Source organism: Companilactobacillus futsaii JCM 17355 (assembly GCF_001435505.1).
Classification (GTDB): Bacteria; Bacillota; Bacilli; order Lactobacillales; family Lactobacillaceae; genus Companilactobacillus; species Companilactobacillus futsaii.
On record NZ_AZDO01000139.1, the window covers coordinates 107,256 to 132,891 of the forward strand.

General features: G+C 34.9%; 21 protein-coding genes, 1 tRNA gene, 1 pseudogene and 1 other annotated feature (1 of these 24 running past the window's edge). Of the genes and pseudogenes, 13 read left to right on the forward strand and 10 right to left on the reverse strand.

Annotated features, from left to right (window positions below):
- Positions 1-207 carry an XRE family transcriptional regulator gene (locus FC88_RS11130; RefSeq protein WP_235526931.1) on the reverse strand — a complete coding sequence of 69 codons (207 nt, stop codon included), beginning with the start codon at positions 205-207 and terminating at the stop codon, positions 1-3.
- 178 nt (positions 208-385) lie between these two features.
- Between FC88_RS11130 and FC88_RS11135 the strand changes: the two genes are divergently transcribed.
- The 4 genes from FC88_RS11135 (at position 386) to FC88_RS11150 (ending at position 3,502) form a co-directional block, all read left to right on the forward strand.
- Positions 386-1,036 (forward strand): helix-turn-helix domain-containing protein, encoded by a 651-nt coding sequence (locus FC88_RS11135; protein ID WP_057815651.1) that lies wholly within the window; start codon positions 386-388, stop codon positions 1,034-1,036.
- A gap of 44 nt (positions 1,037-1,080) precedes the next feature.
- Positions 1,081-1,869, forward strand: coding sequence for a hypothetical protein (locus tag FC88_RS11140; RefSeq protein ID WP_057815653.1), 789 nt, complete (start codon positions 1,081-1,083; stop codon positions 1,867-1,869).
- Between the two features lie 71 nt (positions 1,870-1,940).
- A complete protein-coding gene (locus tag FC88_RS11145; protein WP_057815655.1) occupies positions 1,941-2,249 on the forward strand; it encodes a hypothetical protein in 309 nt (102 codons plus the stop codon).
- Between the two features lie 77 nt (positions 2,250-2,326).
- On the forward strand, positions 2,327-3,502 hold the full coding sequence (locus tag FC88_RS11150) for a site-specific integrase (RefSeq protein WP_057815657.1): 1,176 nt from the start codon (positions 2,327-2,329) through the stop codon (positions 3,500-3,502).
- A gap of 150 nt (positions 3,503-3,652) precedes the next feature.
- Here FC88_RS11150 and FC88_RS11155 read toward each other — a convergent pair whose 3' ends face one another.
- The gene (locus FC88_RS11155) at positions 3,653-4,210 is read right to left on the reverse strand and encodes a TetR/AcrR family transcriptional regulator (RefSeq protein WP_057815659.1); all 558 of its coding nucleotides are present in this window, start codon (positions 4,208-4,210) and stop codon (positions 3,653-3,655) included.
- 201 nt (positions 4,211-4,411) lie between these two features.
- Complete coding sequence (locus FC88_RS13275) at positions 4,412-4,534, reverse strand: hypothetical protein (RefSeq protein ID WP_267490146.1); 123 nt, start codon at positions 4,532-4,534, stop codon at positions 4,412-4,414.
- Between the two features lie 496 nt (positions 4,535-5,030).
- Here FC88_RS13275 and FC88_RS11160 point away from each other — a divergent pair, with 496 nt between their 5' ends.
- The gene (locus tag FC88_RS11160; RefSeq protein WP_057815661.1) at positions 5,031-5,312 is read left to right on the forward strand and encodes a hypothetical protein; all 282 of its coding nucleotides are present in this window, start codon (positions 5,031-5,033) and stop codon (positions 5,310-5,312) included.
- Between the two features lie 222 nt (positions 5,313-5,534).
- On the opposite strand, the gene glnA is transcribed toward FC88_RS11160, so the two are convergent.
- Entirely contained in the window at positions 5,535-6,863 is a 1,329-nt protein-coding gene (glnA, locus tag FC88_RS11165; protein WP_149029821.1) for a type I glutamate--ammonia ligase, read from the reverse strand.
- Positions 6,864-7,170: 307 nt separating this feature from the next.
- Between glnA and FC88_RS11170 the strand changes: the two are divergent.
- A pseudogene (locus FC88_RS11170) lies at positions 7,171-8,148 on the forward strand (GMP reductase).
- 198 nt (positions 8,149-8,346) lie between these two features.
- On the opposite strand, the gene FC88_RS11175 reads toward FC88_RS11170, so the two are convergent.
- Together FC88_RS11175 and FC88_RS11180 are read right to left on the reverse strand one after the other, a co-directional pair.
- Complete coding sequence (locus tag FC88_RS11175) at positions 8,347-9,315, reverse strand: glycosyltransferase family 2 protein (protein ID WP_057815663.1); 969 nt, start codon at positions 9,313-9,315, stop codon at positions 8,347-8,349.
- Between the two features lie 20 nt (positions 9,316-9,335).
- A complete protein-coding gene (locus FC88_RS11180; RefSeq protein WP_057815732.1) occupies positions 9,336-11,687 on the reverse strand; it encodes a glycosyltransferase family 39 protein in 2,352 nt (783 codons plus the stop codon).
- Between the two features lie 221 nt (positions 11,688-11,908).
- Here FC88_RS11180 and FC88_RS11185 point away from each other — a divergent pair, with 221 nt between their 5' ends.
- The 4 genes from FC88_RS11185 to FC88_RS11200 all read left to right on the forward strand — a co-directional run bounded on the left by FC88_RS11185 (position 11,909) and on the right by FC88_RS11200 (position 17,532).
- Complete coding sequence (locus tag FC88_RS11185) at positions 11,909-12,601, forward strand: response regulator transcription factor (RefSeq protein ID WP_057815665.1); 693 nt, start codon at positions 11,909-11,911, stop codon at positions 12,599-12,601.
- Positions 12,585-13,901: a sensor histidine kinase gene (locus FC88_RS11190; protein WP_057815667.1), complete on the forward strand. Its 1,317-nt coding sequence runs from the start codon at positions 12,585-12,587 to the stop codon at positions 13,899-13,901. Before FC88_RS11185 ends, FC88_RS11190 begins: the two co-directional genes overlap by 17 nt.
- A 168-nt stretch (positions 13,902-14,069) precedes the next feature.
- Positions 14,070-17,000 (forward strand): hypothetical protein, encoded by a 2,931-nt coding sequence (locus FC88_RS11195; RefSeq protein WP_057815669.1) that lies wholly within the window; start codon positions 14,070-14,072, stop codon positions 16,998-17,000.
- Between the two features lie 88 nt (positions 17,001-17,088).
- Entirely contained in the window at positions 17,089-17,532 is a 444-nt protein-coding gene (locus tag FC88_RS11200; protein WP_057815670.1) for an ASCH domain-containing protein, read from the forward strand.
- A 36-nt stretch (positions 17,533-17,568) separates the two neighbouring features.
- Here FC88_RS11200 and mscL read toward each other — a convergent pair whose 3' ends face one another.
- Positions 17,569-17,955 (reverse strand): large-conductance mechanosensitive channel protein MscL, encoded by a 387-nt coding sequence (gene mscL / locus FC88_RS11205; RefSeq protein WP_057815672.1) that lies wholly within the window; start codon positions 17,953-17,955, stop codon positions 17,569-17,571.
- 157 nt (positions 17,956-18,112) lie between these two features.
- On the opposite strand from mscL, the gene FC88_RS11210 reads away from it, so the two are divergent.
- Together FC88_RS11210 and FC88_RS11215 are read left to right on the forward strand one after the other, a co-directional pair.
- A complete protein-coding gene (locus FC88_RS11210) occupies positions 18,113-18,499 on the forward strand; it encodes a hypothetical protein (RefSeq protein ID WP_057815678.1) in 387 nt (128 codons plus the stop codon).
- Positions 18,500-18,608: 109 nt separating this feature from the next.
- Positions 18,609-19,982, forward strand: a complete 1,374-nt coding sequence (locus tag FC88_RS11215; RefSeq protein ID WP_057815680.1) for an FAD-dependent oxidoreductase — start codon at positions 18,609-18,611, stop codon at positions 19,980-19,982.
- Between the two features lie 53 nt (positions 19,983-20,035).
- Here the strand turns inward: FC88_RS11215 and FC88_RS11220 are convergent.
- A tRNA-Leu gene (locus FC88_RS11220) sits at positions 20,036-20,119 on the reverse strand.
- 66 nt (positions 20,120-20,185) lie between these two features.
- Between FC88_RS11220 and FC88_RS11225 the strand changes: the two genes are divergently transcribed.
- Positions 20,186-21,028: an NAD(P)H-hydrate dehydratase gene (locus tag FC88_RS11225; protein WP_057815682.1), complete on the forward strand. Its 843-nt coding sequence runs from the start codon at positions 20,186-20,188 to the stop codon at positions 21,026-21,028.
- Between the two features lie 84 nt (positions 21,029-21,112).
- Here the strand turns inward: FC88_RS11225 and FC88_RS11230 are convergent, their stop codons facing one another.
- Positions 21,113-22,747, reverse strand: coding sequence for a putative polysaccharide biosynthesis protein (locus tag FC88_RS11230; protein ID WP_057815735.1), 1,635 nt, complete (start codon positions 22,745-22,747; stop codon positions 21,113-21,115).
- Positions 22,748-23,132: 385 nt separating this feature from the next.
- Complete coding sequence (gene leuS, locus FC88_RS11235) at positions 23,133-25,547, reverse strand: leucine--tRNA ligase (RefSeq protein WP_057815687.1); 2,415 nt, start codon at positions 25,545-25,547, stop codon at positions 23,133-23,135.
- Between the two features lie 44 nt (positions 25,548-25,591).
- Positions 25,592-25,636, reverse strand: a binding site (T-box leader); it runs 165 nt beyond the window's last position.

Consider the following 25,636-nt stretch of genomic DNA (forward strand, 5'->3'; position numbering starts at 1 on the left):
TTACTCACCTACTTTTTCTTTTTGTTCCTTTAAAGGAACACTGATTTCAAAAAAATAAGCCATTGGAGTTCCTAATTCATTATGTAACTCTCTTGCTTCTGATAATCTAAAGTCTGAGCCTGTTCCATTCAACTTTTTATTAACCACATTTGCTGTTGTACCAAGGATTTTAGCCACTTTACCTTGAGAAACCTTATTAGCTACCATCCATCCCTTTAACCCACTATATGCCGGACGTCTATCCATAATCATTTTCCTTTCTGTTATCGTTCCGTTCCTATCAAGGAACAACTACAGTATAGGCAAGAATATTATTTATGTCAACACTTTTTATTCCTTTTTAGGAATAACGATGCTATAATGTTCCTATAGGAGGAACATAACAATGTTTGGTGAAAGACTTAAGAAACTTAGAAAATCAAGGAATTTCAGCCAGGATAAGTTAGCTGATGAATTAAATAAAAAATACGATAAAAAAATTAGTAAGAGTATGATTTCCAGATGGGAAAATGGAAAAAATGACATTCAAATGGAAATGGTTCATATCATTGCTGATTATTTTAATGTAAATCCAGTAAGACTTATCAACCCTGTTATTACTGATAGCGTTGCTACCCTCCCAAGAAATTTAGTAGAAGAAAAAAGCAGCAAAAATATTCAAGTTCCTATATTAGGTGAAATAGCATGTGGAGATCCAATAACTGCAGAAGAAAATATAGAAGGATATTTGGAGGAGCCTGAGGACTCGCTCCCAAGTGGTACCGTATTCTATCTAGTTGCTAAAGGTCATTCAATGGAGCCTACCATCCCTAATGGCTCCAATGTCTTAATTAGAGAGCAACCAGAAGTTGAGGACGATGAAATAGCTGCAGTCCTAGTTAATAGTGACACTGAGGCAACTTTGAAAAGAGTAAAACACCAAGGCAATATGATTATGCTAATGCCTGATAATAAAGATTACAGTCCAATTATTATCACTTCAGATAATCCCGTAAGAATTTTAGGTAAGGCCATTCGCTATACTACTAACCTCTGATATACTGAACTCATTAAATATATATTTATGGAGGAAATTATATTATGGATAAAGAAAAGGTAAAAAAGCCACTATATAAAAAATGGTGGTTCTGGGCTGTGCTTGGCGTGTTTATCATTGCCATTATCTACCTAATGATACCTAAGGAACAGGCGACTTTAAGTATTGATACTAAAAACATCACTCAACAGGCCGATGGAAAGGCAAAATTTAAATTTAGTACTAATAAGGGTAATAAATATAAAATCATTAGAATTTCTGATGGTGCCGTTTATGGACCTAAAGTAGCTGAAACTGGTTCTGTAGATATGACTCTTTATAATTCAGGTAAATTTAAAATAATCTCATATTTTAATAATCAAAAGATTTCTAAAAAGTTTACTATTCATCCTTATGCGGATAAAAAAGTATCTACTAAATCTGAATCCTCAAGCTCTAAACCAATGGATTTTGGTAAAGGCGATATGGTTGGCAATAGTGATATGGTTGCTTCAATTACTGTTAATTCAGTACAAAAGGTTGATCCAGATGATGTATCTGTTACCGATATATCTCATAATTATTCAGGTATGCAACAATATGTAATTGTTAATTATACTGTTAGTTCTGTTAAGGGAGACATTCCACTGGATGATTTTGATGGATCAGAACTGTCTGTTGCAGATTTCAACGGAACAATTGGTACTCAATCATCTAACAGAGACAATGGTGTACCTGATACTCTTTCAGAGGGACAAAACGCTGATTTAAGAATTGGTGTTGGACTAAAACATTCAGGTAATGAAGTAACAGTTAAATTTAATGACTTGACTTGGAAGGGTCAAATTCAGTAATTAATCACAAAAATAAATCTAAGTCTCAAGTAGGCTTATTTATTTTTCAAAAATTTAAGGAGATTAAAAACGTGATTCCTAATTTAACAAATGAAAAATTAGAAGAAAGATTAAATTTAATAGTTCAAGATGCCGAAAATCTTGGAAAGAGAGAAGAAAAATCAATCTTTAATCTAAATGGTGGTCAAATCTACCATTGGTCCATGCCTACTAAACTTTCAGGACACGATGCTAGAATTATTGGAAGTAGATTTAAAAAAATGGTTAAAGAAGGAAAAGTTAATCACGTGTTATTACTATCTTCGAAACCATCAAATAATCCAAATATTGACGGTAAATGGATGCTTGGAAGTAAAGATGCTGAATATAAAACATATTAAACACAATCAATTTTAGGAGGTGATGCCTGTTTACTCTCATAATTTGCGCTCCCACGCTTGAAATGAGGAGTAATAATATGGCAACAATAACAAAATATACATTAAAAAATGGCAAATCAATGTGGAGATGTATTTATCCTAGTAGCATTGATCCATTAACAAATAAAGTAAAAAGAACTACAAAACGCGGCTTTAAAACTAAAGCGGAATGTCAAAAATTTCTAAATGCAAAATTATCTGAAATTGATAACCATGGATATTCTAACGACTCTGATCTTACTTATAAAAGAGTATATGAATATTTTCTTGAGTCCTATAAAAATACAGTCAAAGAGAGTACGTTAAATCGTGTTGAGGGGCTTTTTAAGCACCACATCTTGCCTTCACTAGGAAGTTTCAAGATAAAAAAAATAACCACTCCTATGTGTCAGGAAGTGGTTAATAAGTGGTCTAATGAACTATCATCATTCAAAATGGTTAAATACTATGCGAATCTTGTATTTAAAGAAGCCATTAGATTAAAGATTATCTATGATAACCCTATGAGCTTAATTGTAATGCCAAAGAAAAAACAACAAGTGGTTAATAAACCAGCTAATTTTTGGACTAAGGAAGAAACAGCTATGTTCTTTGACCAACTATATAAAACTTATTCCGACCATAATCAAAAAGCCATAGCAATGTTCAGACTTTTATTTTTTTCCGGAATGAGAAAAGGTGAACTCTTAGCATTGCAGATCAACGATATTGATTTTGATAACGAGACATTGACCATCAATAAAACTGTAAGTCGTAGAATAGATAATAAGCCAATTATTTCCACACCTAAAACTAAAACATCTGTTAGAACTATCGGTCTTGATAGTCAAACTTGTTCAGTTTTAAAAAAGTGGCTTAAAGAATTGAGAAAAGAAATGTTTGTCCTTGGTTATAATATTGATAGCTCAAACGATCAATTATTGTTCCCTAACACACACAACGAACTATTGAGCTTAACTAAAATCAATAAATGGTTACAGGTCATAATAAATACATACAATAAAAATCATGACGAAAAGTTAAAACGTATTAACATTCACGGAATCAGACATACAGCATGTTCCCTCATGCTTGAATCTGGTTCAAGTATCAAAGCTGTTCAACTTCAACTTGGACACTCCGATACATCCCAAATCATGAAAGTTTATTGGCACATATCTAATAAAACACAAATGAATACTGTTAACAACCTCGCAAAGTTTGTGAATTTTTAAAGTGTGTCACGGGTGTGTCACGGATATATTTTAACAGGCTGTAGCCCTTGTACCTATTGCTATTAAGGCATTTTGACCATTGAGGGTATCTTTCTCGTAGTTCGCTTATAATCAACGTTTGAGCTGTTGGCCATTTTGGCTGATAGCTTTTTATTTTGCCGTTAAACTAGTGATTCCATTAAAAAAAAGTTTTTCAAAAAAAGTGTGTAACTCTTGCACCGTCATTTCTGGATGCTTGACCCAATAAGTAACCAGTCCTACCAATGCAGACAAAACGTATTGTAATAACAACTCTTTTTGCCGTTGATCTAAATCATTAAATTTACCAGAATTTTCAATCACTCTAAAACCTTTTTGTACCAAATAAGTAATAAAACGTTCATGAAAACGAGGATCACCACCTTCACCTAACAAAAGAGTTATCACTTTTTTATTTTCATACACCGAATTAAGAATTTGCAAAATCCTATCATCTCCAGCAAATTCATGTGTATCAACATGATAAACATCCTTTTTAGTAGTACCAATTTGAACAAAAATATCATCTTCAATTGCTTGTAAAATTTGGTATTTATCGCTGTATTTTTCAAAAATAGTCTTGTGAGCAATTTGACACTTATCAGCTATCTCAAAAATAGTAATTTCTTCAATTGGTTTACGTTCTAATAATTCTACGAAGGCCGTTTGAATTTTTAAATCTTGATTCATAAAAACTCCTCCAGATCGGTCTTAATTTAATTTCTTCATTGTCCGATATTTTTGAGAGCGATTCAACTTCAAGTTTGAATTAAAAAATAGCAAAAGTTTTTATAAAACACAATCAATTTCAATATAAAAAGTTAGGTCACCTATTATAGTAAAAATAGATGACCTAACTTTTTTTGATTAATTTATGAATCGTCCCCATTTTTAAACGGTCTTAAGCTTACTTACAGCTTCTTCAATTGTTTTACCGTCTGCAGAAACATGTTTATCTTTATCTTCAACAGTAAACAATTGAGATTTAATATTTAACATTACACGATATTTCATTTGTCTACCTCCATCATTTATTCTTATATTGCTCAACGGATAATAAATGAAATTATATTCTTTATTTATTAAAATGCAAGCCCTTTCTTTTTAATAAAGCTTGAATTTTTGATTTTTGGTGGCATAATTTAAACATTCTCGATATAATGAAGTCAGATAATAAGGAGAAGATGCAAAATGAAGAATATGTCCAAAAAAGAATATCCGTCGTGGTACCCTCATAGAAGAGGGCATGACACAGTAGAGTTTAAGAAACCAGATAAATGGTACGAATGGTCGGCCATTCTGGATGTTATCTTTTTTGCGATTTTTTTAATTATCATAACTCGTTAAAATTAAAGAACTTTGAGTGATCAATCACTCAAAGTTCTTTTTGTTTTTAATCACTTATTTTTGTTCTTACTTAACAGTATTTTTGAAAGTTCTTCATTAATTATTACAGCCTGCTTTGTAAGGCTTTTCTTTTGCTATAATAAAAGTTAAGGGAGGCGGTATCATGGCTATAAAGATAAATTTGGTAGAAGGCACTAGTATCGAAATTACCGAAGATACTTACATTATCGCATGGAAATATCAATCATCATTAATGGCAAGTAACGATGATCATTATTATTTGGATTGCATTTTTAAAGGAAATTTTGAAGACGGGAAAGTTTCCGAGCAAGATGAGGAAAATAAACTTGAAGGTTTGATCAGTGCAGCTGATTGGATCACGATTGGTAAGGATAATAAAAATTCTTTGAAAACAACCGCTGTTTTAAGTATTACTAGAAACTAAAAAAGACCTCAGCCAAATTAATGGTTGAGGTCTTTATGCTCTCTGGGGGGAAAGCAGTAATCAGAATTTTGATTACGCCAAATCTTAACATTAAATTTTGGTAAATACCAGTGATAAGCCCAGATAAAAATATTTAGTTAAACGTTGCATTAATAAGCTTTTGAAACCATTTTCAAATGACCGCAGCAAAAAAGCTTGACCAAAAGATCAAGCTTCATTTTTTTAATATTGTGACATGTAAGTATCTCTTTCCCATTGAGAAACAGTTTGTTGATATCTTGCCCATTCAGCATTCTTGGCGGCGAAGAAACTATTAGTTAGTCCCTTACCGAGTGATTGTTGAACGTATTCGTCTTTGCGAAGTGCTTTTAAGGAGTTGTGCAAAGTTGATGGCAAGTCAACAATATTTTCTTCACGACGTTTTTCTTCAGACATTTCATAAATATTATCTTTAACTTCTGGCATCAATTCATAGTCACTAGCAATTCCATCCAAACCAGCATCAAGTATAGCAGCAATAGCCAAGTATGGATTAGTTGTAGGATCCACACTTCTCATTTCGATACGTTTTGATTTACCTTTGGCGGCTGGTACTCGAATCAATGGTGAACGATTTTTACTTGACCAGGCGATGTAAGTTGGTGCTTCATAGCCGGGAACTAAACGTTTGTATGAGTTAACAGTTGGATTATTAATAGCTGTCAGTGCCCGTGCGTGTTTCAATAAACCACTCATAAATTTCTTAGCGGTTGGTGAAAGCATATCATTAGCATCGTCAAAAATATTATCATCACCATTAAATAGTGACATATTGATATGCATACCTGAACCATTAATACCTTGAACAGGTTTTGGCATGAAGGTTGCGTACAAACCATGTTCTTTAGCAATCGTTTTAACTACCAATTTGAAAGTTTCAATGCTGTCGGCAGCAGAAATGGCATCTTGATACTTGAAGTCGATTTCTTGTTGGCCCGGTGCAACTTCGTGGTGACTAGCTTCAACTTCAAAGCCCATCTTTTCTAATCCTAAAACAATATCTTTACGAACATTCACACCTAAATCAACTGGTGAGAAATCAAAATAACTACCATCATCATTTAGATGTAAAGTCGGATTACTATGTTCATCTGTATTGAATAAGAAGAATTCTGGTTCTGGTCCAATATTGAAATGAGTATAACCCATATCGTGCATCTTCTTGATGATACGTTTCAAATTAACCCGTGGATCCCCTTCAAAAGGTGTTCCATCAGTCTTGTAAATATCACAAATCAAACGAGCTACTTTTCCATGTTCTTCTCCCCATGGGAAAATCAACCAAGTTGACAAATCGGGATGCAAAAGCATGTCACTTTCTTCAATACGAGTAAAACCATCGATTGATGAACCATCGAAAGTAATCTTGTTTGCCAAAACTTTATCCAATTGTGATACTGGAACTTCAACGTTCTTGATGATTCCGTTGATATCTGTAAACATTAAACAAATAAATTCAACGTTTTCATCTTTTACCATTTTTGTAATGTCTTCCGCAGTATACTGTTGCACTTTTAACCACTCCTATTGTATATACCGATTTTTTGAAGGTCGCTAATAAACGCCATCATCATAGCATTTCATTAACAATATGATGATATTACCAATTACGTTTATTAGTGTCAAATATTTTCATTTAAATTTTCAATAAATTCCAATATTAAATAACAAAATAATCATATACGAAAATTCTATCACAATAAATAACTTTATTAACAGAATTCGATTGACTTCTTTCGATTTTCCAGTTAAATTATAGATACGAACGAAATGAAATATAAAAATAATAATTGTTCGTTATTAATGGAGTGGATAATAAATGCAAGTTTTTGATTATGAAGATATTCAACTAATTCCGAATAAATGTATCGTCGACAGCCGTTCTGAATGCGATACCACTATTAAATTTGGCCCAAAAACATTTAAAATTCCGGTAGTCCCTGCTAATATGCAAACGATCATTGATGAAAAACTAGCTGAAAAATTGGCTGCAAATGGTTATTTCTATGTTATGCATCGTTTTGAACCTGAAACTAGAATAGACTTTATCAAAACGATGAATCAAAAGGATTTATTTACTTCTATCAGTGTTGGTATCAAAAAAGATGAATATACATTCATCGATCAAGTAATTGCTGAACACTTAAAACCTGATTACATTACGATTGATGTTGCTCATGGACACAGTGATCGTGTGATCGATATGATCAAATACATCAAAAACAAATTACCTGAAACTTTTCTTATCGCTGGTAACGTTGGTACTCCAGAAGCTGTTCGAGAATTGGAAAATGCTGGTGCCGATGCTACCAAAGTTGGTATTGGACCTGGTAAAGTCTGCATCACTAAATTAAAAACTGGCTTTGGTACTGGTGGTTGGCAATTAGCTGCTTTGAGACTTTGTGCCAAGGCTGCAAGTAAACCTATCATCGCTGACGGTGGCGTTAGAAACGATGGTGACATTGCCAAATCAGTTCGTTTCGGTGCTGATATGGTTATGATTGGTTCCCTACTCGCCGGTCACAAAGAATCACCTGGTAAAATCATTGAAAAAGATGGTCAAAAATACAAAGCTTACTTCAGTTCTGCATCTCAATACCAAAAAGGTGAATACAAAAACGTTGAAGGTAAAAGAATGCTAGTACCTTACAAAGGTGAGATTATGGATACCTTAACTGAAATGAAACAAGACTTACAATAATCAATTTCCTATGCTGGTGGAAAAGATTTGAGTTCCTTACGCAAGGTTGATTATGTAATTGTTAAAAATTCTATTTATAACGGTGACGTATATTAATATATAAAAAAAGAAGCTAACGACTGGGTGTTCGTTAGCTTCTTTTTTATGAATGGGATAGTTCATGTTCAATTTGATAAGAATCGTTGTCCATCAAACAACTTAATAACTATCAAATTTAACATTACTTTAACAAATAAATTGGGAATTAAAAAGTATGAAAGCTTTTAAGGTATAAAAGACTATTTCTATTTTTATTTAATTATTAATTTGTCGAGCCGAAAAATGATGAATTCCTTTATTTCTTTCTTCAAATCCTTCGGTCTTACTAACAATATAACGAGGTCGATTATTTACTTGATCCAAAACTCTACCTAGATAACTACCGAGTATACCAATTGATAGCATCAATAGCCCCAAGGTGAATAATAACACTGTTATACCAATTGATGCAAAGCTATAATTACTTGTCGCAATTAGATATCCCAATGAGAACACTCCACTGGCCAAGGGCACAATTGAAAATAAATTAACGAAGTGCAATGGTTTCATGGAAAACGATGTAATCCCATCAACTGCTAATTTAATCATTTTTGACAAAGGATATTTCGTTTCACCGGCAATTCGTTCTTGACGATGATACAAAACACTCGTTTGTTTGAAACCAATCCATGTCACTTGTCCACGAACAAAAGGATCTTTTTCATGTAGTTTTAGTAACTGTTGGACAGCTCGTCGACCCATTAAACGAAAATCACCTGTATCCAAAGGCATGTTGATCGTTGCTAATTTTTGGAAAGTTCGGTAAAACATTTTGGCAGTGAATTTTTTAAAAATCGTTTCACCATCTCTTTGCATTCTTTTACCATAAACTATCTGATAACCTTCGCGCCATTTTTTTATCATCTGTGGAATCACTTCAGGTGGATCTTGCAAATCGGCATCCATAACTACGACTGCATCCCCTTTGGTGTATTCCAAACCGGCCGTAATAGCCAATTGGTGTCCAAAATTACGTGAGAATTCAACTAGTTTGATGTGGTCATTTTGAGCTAAAGCCCGTTTGATGATTTCCACCGATTTATCTTTTGAACCATCATCAACAAAAATCAGTTCATATTTTTCTTCTTGCTGTTCAATATAATTTAATAACGTATCAATCGTAGCCTGAATACCAGCTTCTTCATTGAAGACTGGTAAAACGATTGAGATCAATTCATTTTTCATGAGAACATTCCTTTCATTGATTATTTATAAATACTTGATAAATCATAAAGCGTTCCTGATTGTCCGGGTCCACCTTGACCAGGTTGACCATTCTTCATTGATTTCTTCATTGATTTCTTCATTTTCTTTAATTGTTTCTTAGTCAACTTCTTCTTACCTGTTGGCTTTTGCGAATTGCCATTTGGTCCTCCACTAGGAGCATTACCGCTTGGGGCATTGCCAGTGTTACTTGAAGAACTAGGTTTTGATGGTGGATTTGTTGAACCACTTGGCATTTGACCATTAGATTTAGTCTTTGAAGCAACTGTCACCGAACTAGAATTATTAGTTTGGGTATTACTACTACTTAAAGTGACCTTTTTGGCATGTTTCTTGATCCAATTTACAATTTGATTATTGGAACCGCCAGTCTTGCCACCAGAATAGTAATATTTGACCTTGCCTTCTTTGACTAATTTCTTAAATTGTTTCAAGGTAATAGCTTTATCAGTTCCGTTAAAACCACCCATAGCCATGACTGCTTCACCAGTTTTAATAATGTATGGAGCAGCTGTACTTGAGTCATCAGTAGCAAATAAGTACTCAGCGTTGCCTTGATGTTTTTGCAAATACTTCAAAAGTGTTGTATCGACTTGAGAATTACCCATGCCGCCACCACCGCCTACTGAAGAAAGCAATGATGGCCCAGCACTTGGAATTCCGTCACTAGAACCAGCTAAGGTTGGTGTCAATGACCACCAAGTTGGAGCTAACATAACAATTATTAAAGCTGTAATTGGCCAAACTCGTTTATTCTTCAACTTGATTGCAATCCAAGGTAAAACGAATAATGGAATTGAAATGATAATCCCAGCAATCAATAAGATCCAGCTTAAAGTTGGATAGTAGTCATTCAAATACCAAGCTTGTAAAATACTTGTTGCTAGAATTGAAATCGGCAAAAGCATAGACCAGAGTGATTTTTCTCTCCATTGCTTGATCATTGTATAGATTCCGATCCCGGCTAAAGCAGCCATCGCTGGAGCCAACATGATCGTATAGTATGGATGGAAGAAACTAGCTACTGAGAAAAATCCTCCGACAGGAACTAGCCAGCCTAACCAAAGCCAAAGTTCTTTTCTTTGTGGCGTCAAAGCATACCATTTCTTCATCTTGGAATTTCTGAAATAGGCGTAACTAGAAATGACACCAAAAACTGCTAATAACATTAACCAACTAATTTGTGGTCCTAATTCTTTTTGTAATAATCTGAATGGTCCAGCAGTACCAATATTGAAGGCACCGCCTCCACCACCAGTCATTGTTCCTTGTTTCTTATTACCCGAAGGGATACTTGGAGCATTGCCCTTTTTAGAACTAGGCTTTGCAGGTGGATTACCTTTTGAACTAGATTTCTTAGTCCCACTAGGTGGCATTGGAGCATTATTTGATTTCTTACTATTAGACTTCTTAGAACCTGACGGTGGTGTCATTGATTTAGAATTCTTAGAAGACTTATTACCCATACCTGGGAACGCTCCACCTGTACCGGTTGTTTGTCCTAACAAACGTTGCGTTCCATTATATCCAAAGGCTAGTTCCAAAGCAGAGTTTGTTTCGGACCCACCTTCATAAGGTCGATTAGATGAATTAGTCATATCAACTGACAATGGCCAAATCAAAGTGAAAACTGCTAAAAAGACTGTTGCAATCGACAAATGCATTATTTTCTTTTTCCAGTTAACTTGAGCACTTAACCAATAGTAAAGATAAAGTGCTGGTAAGATCATGAAAGCTTGTAACATTTTGATGTTGAACGAAAAGCCAACTAATGCAAAGCCAATCCACAAAAAGCGCTGCTGTTGCTTCAAAACTGCCTTTTGAACGAACCAGACTGACAATAATAGGAAGAAAACTAAAGTTGCATCCATATTATTAGTTCTAGAATCTGCTACAACGATTGGCGTTAAGGTCATAATTAATGCCGCAATTCGTGCTGGAATTTTACCAAAACGTTTCGAAACTAGGTTGTAAATCAAGTAAACGGACCCAATTCCAAATAAAATTGATGGTAAAACAACACTCCAGCCGTGAACACCAAAAATTTTTGCGCTGATTGTCATAAACCATAGAGCTACTGGTGGCTTATCAACAGTAATAAAACCAGCAGGATCAAAACTGGCATACCAGAAGTTTTTGAAACTCTTGGTCATACTAACGATTGCCGCAGTATAGAAATTATTAGCCTCTTCTGCCTCCCAAATATTCCAGGCATACAGAAATGCCGCTAAGATCAAAATGGCAATCAGCCAATAATCATACTTAATATTTCTTAATTTATCGAAAAAATTATTTTGACGCCTTGTCTCACGTCGTAAATTTTTTGATTCCATCATTTATCTTCTCCCATCTTAGAAAACAATATTTATAAAGAAACAAATGATTGAATAAACTAGTATCGAACATAAAATCGATTTTAATTGTGATTTATTTTTCATCTGCTCAAATTCCTTTCGTTATGACAAGGACAAGATTATCCAAAATAGCTTAAATTAAGCTTAAATTAAAAAATATGCTTTATAATTATATTCAGAATCAATAAAAGGAGTACAAAATGTCAAATAATATAAGAATTTTAGTAGTTGAAGACGATGAAAACTTAGCTAATAATATTGCTGCCTTTTTAAGTGACTTTTCACAAGTTGATATTGAAAGTGACGGCTTGAGCGGTAAATTTGCTGCAACCGAGGATGTCTACGATTTGATAATCTTAGATATTATGTTGCCGGAAATGAATGGCTATGATGTTTTAAAGAATATCCGCAAAGATAAAATCAACACGCCGGTACTGATTTTAACTGCCAAGGCTGACATCGACGACAAGGTTCATGGGTTCAATCTCGGCGCTGATGACTACCTAACTAAACCTTTCCATCGTGAAGAATTACTGGCTCGGGTCAAGGCACTTCTCAAACGAAGTGGTACTTTAGCAGACGACTCTATTTTGCGAATCAGAAATCTTGAAGTTAATTTGAACACTCACGAAACTACCAGTGACGGCGAAACTATTGCTTTAAATGGCAAAGAATATGATTTATTAGTCTACTTATTGCAGAATAAGAATACTATTTTGACTAAAGATCAAATCTTTGAACGCATTTGGGGCTTTGATTCTGATACTTCCATCACAGTTGTTGAAGTTTATATGAGTAATTTGCGTAAAAAGCTACGACCATCTCAAAACGATAATTTAATTAAAACTATCAGAAACGTTGGGTATATTTTCCAAGATGAAACTGAAGTCTAAACAATCTAAAATTACTCGCCGCCAACAGTTCAAACTATTCTTATCAATCATGGCCTCTTTTGCTGTTTTGTTCTTAACCTTAGGATTCATTATCTTTAATTTGTTTCAATCATCAACTTACAAAAGCATCGATAAAGATATGCGCGAACAAGTTGCTTCCGTCAAAAAACAACCTAACATACAAAAACAAACCGATCCTAATCCTGGACCCGACCATCCCGTCCAACAAAATAAACCTAATCCAAAGATGCCTTTTCAAGCTTCAATCTTAGTTTTTGATGATAACGGTAAATTATTGAATAAAAGTAGCTTGGGTAATCGCTATTCGGTTTTGAAAAACATCAATTTAAATAAAAAAAATATTAATAAAAAACAAACCATCGTTGTTCATAATATGAATTTCCGTTCAGTTTTAATAAAAGTTTCCAAAAATAATAATAATCCTATGTATGCTGGTCATTATGTTTTGATCATGCAAAATATTGATACTCAGATTCAGACAATGAAGAATTTTGAAAAAATCTTAATCCTAACTTTCTTCATCTTTTGGATCATAGCTTTGGTGATTTCCTATTTCTTAGCTCGCATCAATATGTTGCCAATCGTCAAATCTTGGAAGCAACAAACCGAATTCGTCAATGATGCAGCCCACGAATTGCGGACTCCTTTGACCATCATTCAAGGAAAACTCGAGTACATGTTGACAAAGCCAAATAAAAAAATCATCGACGAAGCAGAAGCTATTTCTGTTTCTCTCGATGAAGTTAGTCGTCTTAATTCTTTAACTAACAATCTTCTGGATCTAGCCCGTTTTGACCAAGCTACGACCAAATTGAATTTCGAATATACTAAACCACAATTATTTTTAAAAGATCCAATTGAACCATTCAAAGATATTATCAATTCTCAATCAAAAGTCTTTCAAATCAATCTCAATCATCAACCCACTTTATATTTAGACCGCAATAAAATTAAACAATTACTGATAATCTTATTAGACAATGCCACCAAATATACTCCTAAAAATGGCACTATTAAAATTTACGATCAAGTTGAAGGTTCTAAATATCAGTTCATCATTTCTGATACTGGAGTTGGTATTAATGACAGTGATAAGAAAAAAATCTTCGGTAGATTTTACCGTGTCGACAAGTCTAGAAATCAAAGCAGTGGCGGACACGGACTGGGCTTGGCAATCGCTAAACAAATCGTTGCTAACCATCAGGGACATATCTTCGTTCGTGACAATCTCCCCCACGGCAGTGAGTTCGTTGTTGAACTACCAATCAAGCATAAATAAAAAAGTAAAAAAATATTAACCAACCTCAAATAAGAGAGTTGGTTAATATTTTTTATTTTCTTTTTCATAAATCATAGTTCATTTCTCAAAAACTCAATTTTAAATTTTTGAATTAGTCAGTTCTTAATAAAATGATAAGATTTCAAAGTTGTATATGGGAGGAATCTTATGAAAAAGAATAGCTTATTATTATTAATTTTAATCAGTAGTCTCTTGTTATTATTCAGCACTACTTCTGTTAAAGCAGAAACAACTGATACTTCTGTAACTGACGCTGACGTTGCTCAAGTTTTCCCACACAAGGATAATACCGAAATAATTGTCAGCTACATTCTTGAAGATCAAAAAGAATTAGTTTTAAAAACCACTGAAAAAAATGTTCTCGATATCGAAGCTCTAAAAAAGGAACTTGGTGAAGACAATGTTTTAGATGATTTAGAGAAAAATGAAACTACCGTCAAATTAAATCCAAATAAAATCTCTTTTAAATTATTCGTTAATAATCAAAAATCATTTACCTTATCTGTTCATAAAACAGACGGCGAAGAAATTTTTAATTATGATGTCAACGATACGAATCAAACCAGAGATATTGCTATTCCAACTGATGATGAAGATGAATCTGGTTGGGTCTTCTCGGAAATGTTAAAAGTCAGCGAAGGCCCTATTCTTGAACATAGTGATGGATCTAGTACTCGTCCACTTTTATATTTTGGTGATTATAACTACGCTATCCAAAAGATGTCGATCAGTGATGCTTTTAGCCCTCGTGGAATATCACGAATCGATAGTTTAACTACTCCGGGAACTGCTGTTTTGTACGCAAGTAAGGGCAGCCGAATTGAAGATGGCATTAAAGCAAAAGGTAATCACATTTATACTGACCACTACGGTGATCATCAAGAAAACGACTATGACATGATTCCAATTATCGACATGGGATTGAAAGGAAAACCACGTGGTATTGAAGATCGATCGATTGGTTCTTCACGTAGTTATACTTCAAATAATTTATACAACTATGTTGTTAAAAGTGATGGTATTGGCGTTCCAGGTGTTAGTGGCCCCAATAAAATTGGTGAAAGCTATGCTATGCTAGATACGCCCAAATTTTATTATCGGACTAATCCACAAACTGGATTGGAAGAACAAAAAATGGTTTTTCATCAAAAAGCCTTTTATGCCTATAAAAAAGGTCGCAATAATCCAGAAATCACTACTACTATTAAATTGAGTTTCAACAAGGTTGGACGCGTACAAACAAAAATTGCTTTTAAAAATACTGGAAAATATGCTTTTGGTAACTTCGTAGGTCTTTCCAATCATGATCTTTCCTTAAATAAAGATAATCAAGAAATTAAAGATAACCGCGGTAAAGGAATCGGTAACTATGTAAAATTGCGCGCATTAGGTAATCATCGTGGAATGTACATGCAATCTGGAGACAATCAAGTTCGAACTACTTATTATCTAAATCGTGAAAATGGTCCTGCTGGTTGGGCCGGTCGTTCTTCAAGTAAATCTTATATTGCTACCAAAGGATTCATGCACAGTCCGGGACTAATTGAAGTTATTGGTTCCTCTAACGAAAGATATTACCCATGGAAAGTCGGAAAAGACGATCACACATGGAGTTTATTAGGTGGTACCAAACCGACAAAGTTTTTCAACGACGATATACCTGGCTATCGCTCACCATACGTTGCAGAACACCTCTATAATGCTTTTTCAGATTGGGATAAAGGAGATCTTGGCAGAGAAGATGTTAGCGGTCGCCTGGGAGTTAAAGAAAATGACCCGACTTGGGATGCCGGTTTAACAATGCGAACATCCCCTAGGGACTTATTGACTGGTCAAACTATCAAATTGGAATATGAATCGCAAATTGATGTCAAAGGGACAACTTTTAACCCTGTCTTCGAACTAGATTTACACGGAACCAACGACAACCCTCAAATCATTTCCGACAAAGAATTCCAAAATAATAAGGGTAAATTACCAATTACTGGTACCTGGTATGATTTTGATAGTACTGATGTTACGATGTATTACTCAATTGACAGTGAGGATCCTGAAGATGAACAAATTCTCTTTAATCGTTTTCAATCTCAAAAGGACGCTTTTAACGGTAAACTCAATGACATCACAAAAGTTAATTTACCGTTAAAAGGTTTAGATTCTGGTATGCATACGATTCGATTCTACATGGTCGATAAAGAAGGTCATCGTTCACAAATGCAAGAACACGTCTTAAAAATCAGTAAACCAGTTACCAATGAACCCCAAATTGATGTAACTTCTCCAAGAGCAACTTCTAAAGACCCTTATAAGGTCTACGGTGAATCAATCGACATTAAGGGAACTTGGTCCGATAAAAATAGTGAAAAAATCAAGTATATTTCTTATCAAATCAACAATTACGACGAAAAAATCATTCGTGAAAATATCCCCAATCCTACTTTAGGAAAACAAAACATCGGTGATATTGATGGCTTAGATATTTCTTGTTGCAATAACTTCGACAAAAATAAAATCGTTTTTAAAATCGTCGATGAAGAAGGCCTCGTCGGTACTGACAGTTTCTACTTCCAACATGTTCCTGGAGGTCTAACCTTATCAGCACCGGAAGAAATCGACTTTGGAACTCTAGCAGTTTCTCCTACTGGTGGCACTCCCGTCAAACCAACTATTAAAGAAGGCAAAATTGTTTTAGGTGATTACCGTCAACAAGATGCTCCTCCTATCTCGGTTAGTCTAAAAATGGATAAATTCTATAAAGAAGAAGAACATAATGACCAAGGTGGCGGTGATGATAGTTTAGCCAATATCGATATTCCTGATAAACCAGATACTAAAATTGAAATTCCTAAAGAAGCCTTAGTTCACGATGTTTACTGGAAAGATAAACTCATCAATGGCAATGATTTGATTATCGGCCAGTCAGCGCAAAAAACTGGTCCTCAATGGGAATACAAGACTAATTTGACTGAGGATGTTTTAAAAAACCTCAAAATCAGATTCAGATCTAACGAAAACGGCGCTTCGAGTGGAAAATATGTCAGTCATTGGACTTGGCAAACAGTTGATTCAGTTCAGTAATTTTTAACCACAAATTCAATTTGAGTTTGTGGTTTTTTGTTAAGTTATGTTTTAATAAAAATATATTGATATTATGAGGTGTCCCAGTATGGATAAAGAAAAAATCCAAGATTATTGGTTCAATTTTTTGCGTGATAAAAACTCGCTCTATTACCCACTAGGAGATATTACAACTTTCGGTGGCGAACCATACAAATTAGCGCATTTAGTTTATGACGGCATAAAAACCGCCACAACTTCTGCCTATGACTTGTATGAACCAAATGAGTACATGCCCCAAGTTGGTGATTACAACATCATTTTAGATGGTGATGAGAACCCACTTTGTATCACTGAAACATTGGTTACTGAAGTTGTTCCATTTAAGTATGTCAGTGCTGAACACGCTTACCATGAAGGTGAAGGCAATCAAACTTTAGACTACTGGCGAAAAATACATACTGACTTTTTCAAAAAGGAATATCAAGCTGCTGGCAAAGAATTCAATGATGAAATTCCTTGTTTGTGTGAAGTCTTCAAACGTGTCTACTAAAAAAGCGAGACTAGATATCACTCTAGTTTCGCTTTTTTAATTATCTTTTTTTTCGTCCAAAGCTTCAGAAATCTTCTTTAGATACATGACCATTTCGTTTTCTTTAGTTTCTTCTGGTTCAGCTTCTTCTTCGCGACCCTTGATAATTTTATTCATCACTTTAACTAACAAGAACACTACAAAGGCGATAATCAAGAAGTTAATGATAGATTCAATGAACGTCCCATATTTGAAGGTTGCATCCCCTACTTTGAAAACTAAACTACTCAAGTCAATCTTACCTAAGAACAAACCAATCAACGGATTGATCAAGTTGCTTACTAAAGATTGGACAATAGCTGTAAAAGCAGCACCCATAATTACACCAACGGCCAAGTCCATAACATTGCCGCGACTAATAAAATCTTTGAATTCCTTTATCATAAATTACGATCTCCTAAATTGATTTCTATCTTTAATTATGGCGTTTTTAGGGGCTTTTGTGCAAATAATTCGCTAAAATTAATTATACAAAACGTCAAAATTTTCACATTGCTAAGACAGATTTAATTTATAATGCTAGTAGAAAGGTTGTGAATGCATGAACGATTTCGATATGTACAAGATGATATTAGAAATCATCGCCGATAAAAATCCTAAAGATCTCCAAGCTCTGCTTGACGAATCTCAACACTATCAATTTGTTAAGAATTATATTGCCAGTGACGAACCCAATTCTTTTTTGATCCAAAATATCCAAGATATGACACTTAATATGATAAATGACGGTCTAATTTCAGCTGTCGTCAGCCCTCTCAAATACGTGACTTTAATTAAATTCAACGGCTTAACCGTTCTAGGATTTCAATACTTAAAAAAACTTAAAGAACAAGACACCAGACAAACAATCGAAAAAATCCTCAATCAAGAAGGACACGTTGTATCCTCAAAAAATCTCACTGAAATTTTATCAAAATTGATTTTTTAGTTAAGACTAACTTATTTACAAATGTCAACTAATTTTATCCTTTGACACAATTCAAATTAAAGATTAGTCTGTATTTGTAACAAGTTTTCTAATCATACGGAGGTTTTTTATGTCAAAGACTAATGTAGTAATTGTGGGTGCCTCACACGGTGGCCATCAATCAATTTTGGAATTATTAAAACGTTATGATGACGTGGATATTAAATTATTTGAAGCTGGAGATTTCGTTTCATTCATGTCCTGTGGGATGGAACTTTATCTAGAAAACAGCGTCACCGACGTCAATGATGTTCGTAATTTTGCTCCAAGTGATTTTGCTGATGATAAGAATGTTTCAATCCTTAACAATCACGAAGTTACTAAAATCAATGCTGATAAAAAGAGTGTTACTGTCATCGATACAAAAGATAACAGTCAGACAGAATATCCTTACGATAAGTTGATTTTAAGTTCAGGTGTTACACCTAAGTCAATTCCTGTTCCTGGAAACGACCTTAAAAATGTTTATTTAATGCGTGGTTACGACTGGGCAACTAACATCAAAGCTAAGCTAGAAGATACTAATGTTAAGAATATCACCGTGGTTGGTGCTGGATACATTGGTATTGAAGCTGCTGAAGCCAGTGTCAAAGCTGGTAAAAACGTTACGTTGATGGATGTTATCGATCGTCCACTAGGTACTTATCTGGATCATGAAATGACAGACATTTTAGCTAAACATCTTGAGGAAAAAGGTGTCAAAGTTATTACTGGAGCTAACATCAAGGAATATGTAGGTTCTGATAAAGTCACAGCAGTGAAAACTGATAAAGAAGAAATTCCAAGTGACCTAGTCATTCAAGCAGCTGGTGTACAACCTAATACTGATTGGCTCAAAGGAACTGTCGACCTTGACGATCGTGGTTGGATCAAAACTAATGAATATCTACAAACTAACTTGCCTGATGTTTATGCTATTGGAGATGCTACTCTGGCTTACTCAATTCCAGCTGACAATCATGTTCCTATCGCTTTGGCAACCGTCGCTCGTCGTGAAGCCAGATACGTTGTAAAGCATCTATTTGAAAAGAAACCTGCTCTACCATTTGGTGGTGTCGTTGGTTCTTCAGCTTTGAGCGTCTTTGATTATCACTTCACAGAAAGTGGTCTCAACAGTTTCACTGCAAAACGTTCCAACGTTGAAGTTGCTAAATCATTTTATACTGGTAGCTTAAGACCGGCTTATGTTCCTGCTGGAAAAGATAATCCAGAAGTTTATGTCCAATTATTCTTCAATCCAAGTTCACACGTTTTACTAGGCGGTGCCGTTCTTTCAACTTATGACATCACTGCTCAAGGAAACGTCTTGGCCTTGGCAATTCAACACAAGTTAACGGTTGAAGATTTAGCAGATGCTGACTTCTTCTTCCAACCTGGCTTTGACAGACAATGGAGCATTTTAAACGTTGCTGCTCAACATGCTTTAGGTGAAAAAGATTTCTAAAAAATAATAGAGCTAGAACTGTTTAACTGCAGTCCTAGCTCTATTATTTTTTATACCGCTGGTGGGATTCGAACCCATACATGGAAAACCATACAACGACCTGAACGTTGCGCGTCTGCCAATTCCGCCACAGCGGCAAATAATACAAATAATCTCTCAATTAGATTACAATGAAAATGATACTACAAATGGAGGTCGTTGTAATGGAAAAAATTAGTAAAAATGTTTTGAGTCAAGTTATCACTCCACGTGATCCCGAATCATATAAAGGAAATTACGGCAAAGTTCTCATCATTGCAGGTTCTACTCAATTTGGTGGTGCCGCAGTCATGTGTAGTAGTGCAGCTATTCACAGTGGTGCTGGATTAGTAACTGTCGCTACAACACCCGAAAAATTTACTGCTATCAACGTCAAAATTCCTGAAGCCATGACCATTGACTATCACGATAAAAAAGCCTTATTAACGGGCATTATCAATAATCAAGTCATCGCCATTGGCCCAGGTTTAGGAACTTCAACCATTGCTAAAGGTTTAGTTAAAGCCGTCTTGAACAATACTAAAACAGATCAAACAGTAATCCTTGATGCTTCTGCTTTAACAATCATTGCCGATGAAAAAATTCCACTCCAAACAACAGCAAACATTATTTTGACACCACACCAAGGTGAATGGCAACGACTTTCTAACTTAGCAATCACTGAACAAATTGAACTAAATAATAAAACTAATTTACATGAATTAAATCCTGATGCACTGTTGGTCTTAAAGAAGCATCAATCAGAAATTTACTATCATGACCAAGTTTCAAAAATTACTGTGGGAAATCCTGGTATGGCAACTGGCGGTATGGGAGATACTTTAACCGGCATCATTGCTGGATTTGTCGCTCAATTTGGCTTCTCCTTAAAGACAGTTCAAGCGTCCCTATTTCTACACAGTGAAATCGGTGATAAATTAAACGAGAAAAATTATGTCATCTTACCTTCTTCAATTATTGAAAAAATTCCTAAGTATATGGCTAAATTTAGTTCAAAAGAAAAATAAAGCATCTATTCAGATAACGGCAGCCGTTAATCGACTACATCTGAATAGATGCTATTTTTGACTCTGAATTCAATCACGCTTTTTTTATTTCATTCTTAAGATTTGTCTGATACGATCAACTCTTGAACCAACGATTTTATTGGCCAAAGATGTTTTCAAAACTAAATATCCGTAAATAACTCCACCTAAGCCTGCTTCTAGAATCAACACTACTACACTGATAATTCGATCTGAATTACCAACAAAATGGAACACGATCCAATTTACTAGTAATACTGAAACAAACATTATCAGGGAGAATAAAATGATTCCACTAATCCTTCTCGAAATCCGGCCAGTATTGAATGGATAAATTGCATGTAATTTTGCCAACATAAGCCAACAAACAACACCCATACCAATACTTGTAGCAACTAGTGGTCCAAATTCATGGAATAACCAAATCATTGGCAATTGCACAACTACCTTTACGATAAATCCATAAACAAAATACTTAATAGCCAAACGATTTCGATATAACGCTTGTAAAACGGCTGACAAAACGGTGAACAATCCTAGTAATATAGAAATAACTGATGAGAATTGCAACATCAAAACACCTAAAGCGTCATAACGATAAAATGTTGTCCATAATGGTTGGGCCACTGCATACATCCCTAATGATGCGGGAATCATAATGAAGAAGAACAATTCCAAAGTATTAGAAATTTGATTTTCGATTTTTTCTTTATTGCCCTTCGAATACAATCCAGATAGGATTGGTACCGCTGTAACGGCCATAGCGGTAGATAATGAAACAATGATCATGATTAGTTTATTAGCTTGAAAACCAAACAATGAGTAGTAATTATCTAATTGTGCTCCACTTGCATTAACGAATAATCTCATAAATTGATTAAACGTTGATTGATCATACAAGTTAAAAAATGTTATCCCTGCATCCAAGATAATGAATGGCAATGCTTGTTGGAAAATTTCGCGAGTAAAGTTATTTTCATTAACATTTGCAACAGGTTTACCATTACGAGACAAACTTCTTAATTTTGGCAGTCGTTTTAAAATTGCTAAAATCAGAATAACGATTGCCACAGCAGCACCGATGAAAGCCGCAAAGGTCGATTGAACAACGGCATTAATATAGCTACCCTTACTTACTATCATGATCATATAAGTTGCTATCAACATATAAATAACACGAGCTATTTGTTCGATAAATTGTGAAATAGCCGATGGAGCCATATCAGAATATCCTTGTAAATATCCTCTTAAAATACTCAAAATAGGAATAATCAAAACGGCTACCGCTAATGATTTAATAACTGGAATACTTCTAGGATCGCCGTCAGTAAACATAACTGCCAAGAGGGGCGCTCCAAAGAACATGATTGCTCCAAAAATAACACCCATAAAGGTCATAATTTTGAGACCATGTTTGAATAATTTATTCCCAGTTGCATATTGATCCAACGCATTGTAATGTGAAATCTGTTTAGAAATTGCTCCAGGAATTCCTGCTGTCGAAACAATCAGGAATAAACTATAGATATTGTATCCCTTTGCGAACAATGCATTAGCTGCTGGATAATCAGACCCCATCCAGGCCATCCATGGGATAATATATATTGCTCCCAAAATACGAGAAAAAATACTGCCGGCTGTCATCCAAGCTGAACCTTTCAACATCGTATCTTGCGAAGATTCAGGGTTTAAAACTGGCATTACTTCTTCTTGGCTTTTATTTACGCCCAAAACTTGCACCACCTTAAAAACTATCCATTTAATTATAGCAAAGTTCTTATCATAAAAATTTTAAATTACTCTTAAATTACGCAAATTGCAAATTTATTTACACAAGTATTACTAATTTTACAGAACGATAAAATTGTAAAGCTTTTTGAAGATTAATTCATGTTAGAATGAATTTGTTGTTTCGGAAGTAAGCCGTTTTAATACAACTCACCCACAGTTCTGCATCATGCAATTATTCATAGCAATCAAACAAATTTTTCATTATTTTTATCATCTCAGACAAGATAATAAAGAACTTACTTCTTCGTTGCAACAAAAAAAGGTTTCGGAATAATCCGAAGCCTTTTCTTTTACCCTATTTAACTACGATATTAACAATCTTATTAGGAATGACGATCACTTTGACGATATTCTTACCATCAATGAATTTTTGAACCTTTTCATCATTTCTAGCTAATTCTTCTAATTTAGCTTTATCAGTGTCAGTAGCAACTTCAAGCTTATCACGAAGTTTACCATTAACTTGCACGATAATTTCAACTGTATCAGAAACTAGCTTACTTTCGTCATATGTTGGCCATTTAGCATATGAAATTGATTCATCATGACCAAACTTGCTCCACAACTCTTCCATCATATGTGGTGCGATTGGAGCTAACAATTGAACAAGTCCTTCAGCGTAAGCCTTTGGCATTGTATCAACCTTATGAGCTTCATTGACGAAGACCATCATTTGTGAAATAGCAGTATTGAAATGCAAAACGTCGAAGTCTTCAGTTACTTTCTTAACTGTTTCATTGTAAACTTTGTCCAATTTACCATCGTTCGTATCAGTCAAGAAACCTTCACGAATCGTGCTGTAGTCATCGTCATTGATGAACAAGTTCCAAACACGGTCCAAGAACTTAGCTGAACCGGACAAACCATTTTCTGACCAAGCAATTGAAGCATCCAAAGGACCCATGAACATTTCATAAGTTCTCAAAGTATCAGCACCATAAGATTCAACAACATCATCAGGGTTAACAACATTCCCCTTTGATTTAGACATCTTTTCGTGACCTTTACCAAGAATCATACCTTGGTTGAATAGTTTTTGGAATGGTTCTTTAGTTGGTACGACACCCAAATCATACAAGACCTTGTGCCAGAATCTTGCATACAACAAGTGAAGTACGGCATGTTCTGCACCACCAATATATAGATCAACTGGCAACCATTGCTTCAACAAGTCATAATCGGCAAGTTTTTCATTATTATGTGGATCGATATATCTCAAGTAGTACCATGATGAACCAGCCCATTGTGGCATTGTATTAGTTTCACGACGGCCCTTACGACCGTTCTTATCAACCACATTGACCCAATCCGTCAAGTTAGCTAATGGGCTTTCACCTGTACCTGAAGGCTTAATATCAGAATCTTCAGGAAGTTTTAATGGCAATTCATCTTCTGGAACTAGTGAAGTTGTACCGTCTTCCCAGTGAATAACAGGAATTGGTTCACCCCAGTATCTTTGACGAGAGAAGACCCAATCACGAAGACGATAGTTAACTTTCTTTTCACCAAAGCCTTTATCTTCAAGGTATTCAACCGCACGATTGATAGCATCTTCTTTGTTCAAGCCGTCCAAGAAGTCAGAATTGATGTGCTTACCTTCACCAGTAATAGCACCATCTTCGAGATTTCCTTCAATAACTTGTGTCATTGGCAAATCAAATTTCTTAGCAAAGGCAAAGTCACGATCATCATGGGCAGGAACGGCCATAACAGCGCCTGTACCATAAGTAACTAAGACATAATCAGAAATCCAAATAGGAATTCTCTTACCATTTACAGGATTGATAGCATAAGCACCAGTGAAAACACCAGTCTTTTCGTCGTTCAAATCAGTTCTATCAAGATCTGACTTGTGAGAAACTTCCTCTTTATAAGCATCAACTGCAGCCTTTTGTTCTGGAGTTGTAATCTTATCGACTAACTTATGTTCTGGAGCCAAAGTCATGTACTCAACACCAAAAATAGTATCAGGACGAGTTGTAAAGACATTGACTGAATCATCTGAGTCAGCAATTGGGAAAGTGATTTGTGCTCCGACTGAACGGCCAATCCAGTTTCTTTGCATTTCCTTGATACTTTCTGGCCAATCAATATCGTCAAGGTCATCCAACAATCTGTCAGCATAAGCTGTGATCTTCAACATCCATTGACGCATAGGCTTTCTAACGACTGGGAATCCACCACGTTCAGTTTTACCGTCGATGATTTCTTCGTTAGCAACAACAGTACCTAAATCTGGTGACCAGTTAACCAAAGTTTCTGATTCGTAAGCCAAACCTTTTTTGTACATTTGTTCAAAGATCCATTGGGTCCACCTGTAAAACTTAGGATCAGTTGTTTGAACTTCACGGTCCCAATCATATGAAAAACCTAATGAATTGATTTGACGTTTGAAATTTTGAATGTTCTTTTCTGTAAATTCAGCTGGATTGTGACCAGTATTGATAGCATATTGTTCAGCTGGTAGTCCAAATGCATCAAAACCCATTGGATGTAAAACATTGTATCCTTGAGCACGTTTCATTCTAGCTACAATATCAGTAGCTGTATATCCTTCAGGATGTCCAACGTGAAGACCCTGACCTGATGGATAAGGGAACATATCCAAGGCATAAAAGTTCTTCTTATTTGGGTCTTCAGTAGTTCTGAAAGTATCATGTTCCTTCCAGTACTTTTGCCATTTTTTCTCAACGGTGTTGTGATTGTACATATTTTTCCTCCTATAAAAAAAGTCCTATGACTATATAAATATAATCATAGGACGAATTATCGCGTTACCACCTAAGTTCCACACTTTCA

Bases quoted from the DNA above. Each gene is read 5' to 3' on its own strand.
- FC88_RS11130 (WP_235526931.1), bottom strand. From the start codon at position 207: ATGGTAGCTAATAAGGTTTCTCAAGGTAAAGTGGCTAAAATCCTTGGT.
- FC88_RS11135 (WP_057815651.1), top strand. From the start codon at position 386: ATGTTTGGTGAAAGACTTAAGAAACTTAGAAAATCAAGGAATTTCAGC.
- FC88_RS11140 (WP_057815653.1), top strand. From the start codon at position 1,081: ATGGATAAAGAAAAGGTAAAAAAGCCACTATATAAAAAATGGTGGTTC.
- FC88_RS11150 (WP_057815657.1), top strand. From the start codon at position 2,327: ATGGCAACAATAACAAAATATACATTAAAAAATGGCAAATCAATGTGG.
- FC88_RS11155 (WP_057815659.1), bottom strand. From the start codon at position 4,210: ATGAATCAAGATTTAAAAATTCAAACGGCCTTCGTAGAATTATTAGAA.
- FC88_RS13275 (WP_267490146.1), bottom strand. From the start codon at position 4,534: ATGAAATATCGTGTAATGTTAAATATTAAATCTCAATTGTTTACTGTT.
- FC88_RS11160 (WP_057815661.1), top strand. From the start codon at position 5,031: ATGGCTATAAAGATAAATTTGGTAGAAGGCACTAGTATCGAAATTACC.
- FC88_RS11175 (WP_057815663.1), bottom strand. From the start codon at position 9,315: ATGAAAAATGAATTGATCTCAATCGTTTTACCAGTCTTCAATGAAGAA.
- FC88_RS11180 (WP_057815732.1), bottom strand. From the start codon at position 11,687: ATGGAATCAAAAAATTTACGACGTGAGACAAGGCGTCAAAATAATTTT.
- FC88_RS11185 (WP_057815665.1), top strand. From the start codon at position 11,909: ATGTCAAATAATATAAGAATTTTAGTAGTTGAAGACGATGAAAACTTA.
- FC88_RS11190 (WP_057815667.1), top strand. From the start codon at position 12,585: ATGAAACTGAAGTCTAAACAATCTAAAATTACTCGCCGCCAACAGTTC.
- FC88_RS11195 (WP_057815669.1), top strand. From the start codon at position 14,070: ATGAAAAAGAATAGCTTATTATTATTAATTTTAATCAGTAGTCTCTTG.
- FC88_RS11200 (WP_057815670.1), top strand. From the start codon at position 17,089: ATGGATAAAGAAAAAATCCAAGATTATTGGTTCAATTTTTTGCGTGAT.
- mscL (WP_057815672.1), bottom strand. From the start codon at position 17,955: ATGATAAAGGAATTCAAAGATTTTATTAGTCGCGGCAATGTTATGGAC.
- FC88_RS11210 (WP_057815678.1), top strand. From the start codon at position 18,113: ATGAACGATTTCGATATGTACAAGATGATATTAGAAATCATCGCCGAT.
- FC88_RS11215 (WP_057815680.1), top strand. From the start codon at position 18,609: ATGTCAAAGACTAATGTAGTAATTGTGGGTGCCTCACACGGTGGCCAT.
- FC88_RS11225 (WP_057815682.1), top strand. From the start codon at position 20,186: ATGGAAAAAATTAGTAAAAATGTTTTGAGTCAAGTTATCACTCCACGT.
- FC88_RS11230 (WP_057815735.1), bottom strand. From the start codon at position 22,747: ATGCCAGTTTTAAACCCTGAATCTTCGCAAGATACGATGTTGAAAGGT.
- leuS (WP_057815687.1), bottom strand. From the start codon at position 25,547: ATGTACAATCACAACACCGTTGAGAAAAAATGGCAAAAGTACTGGAAG.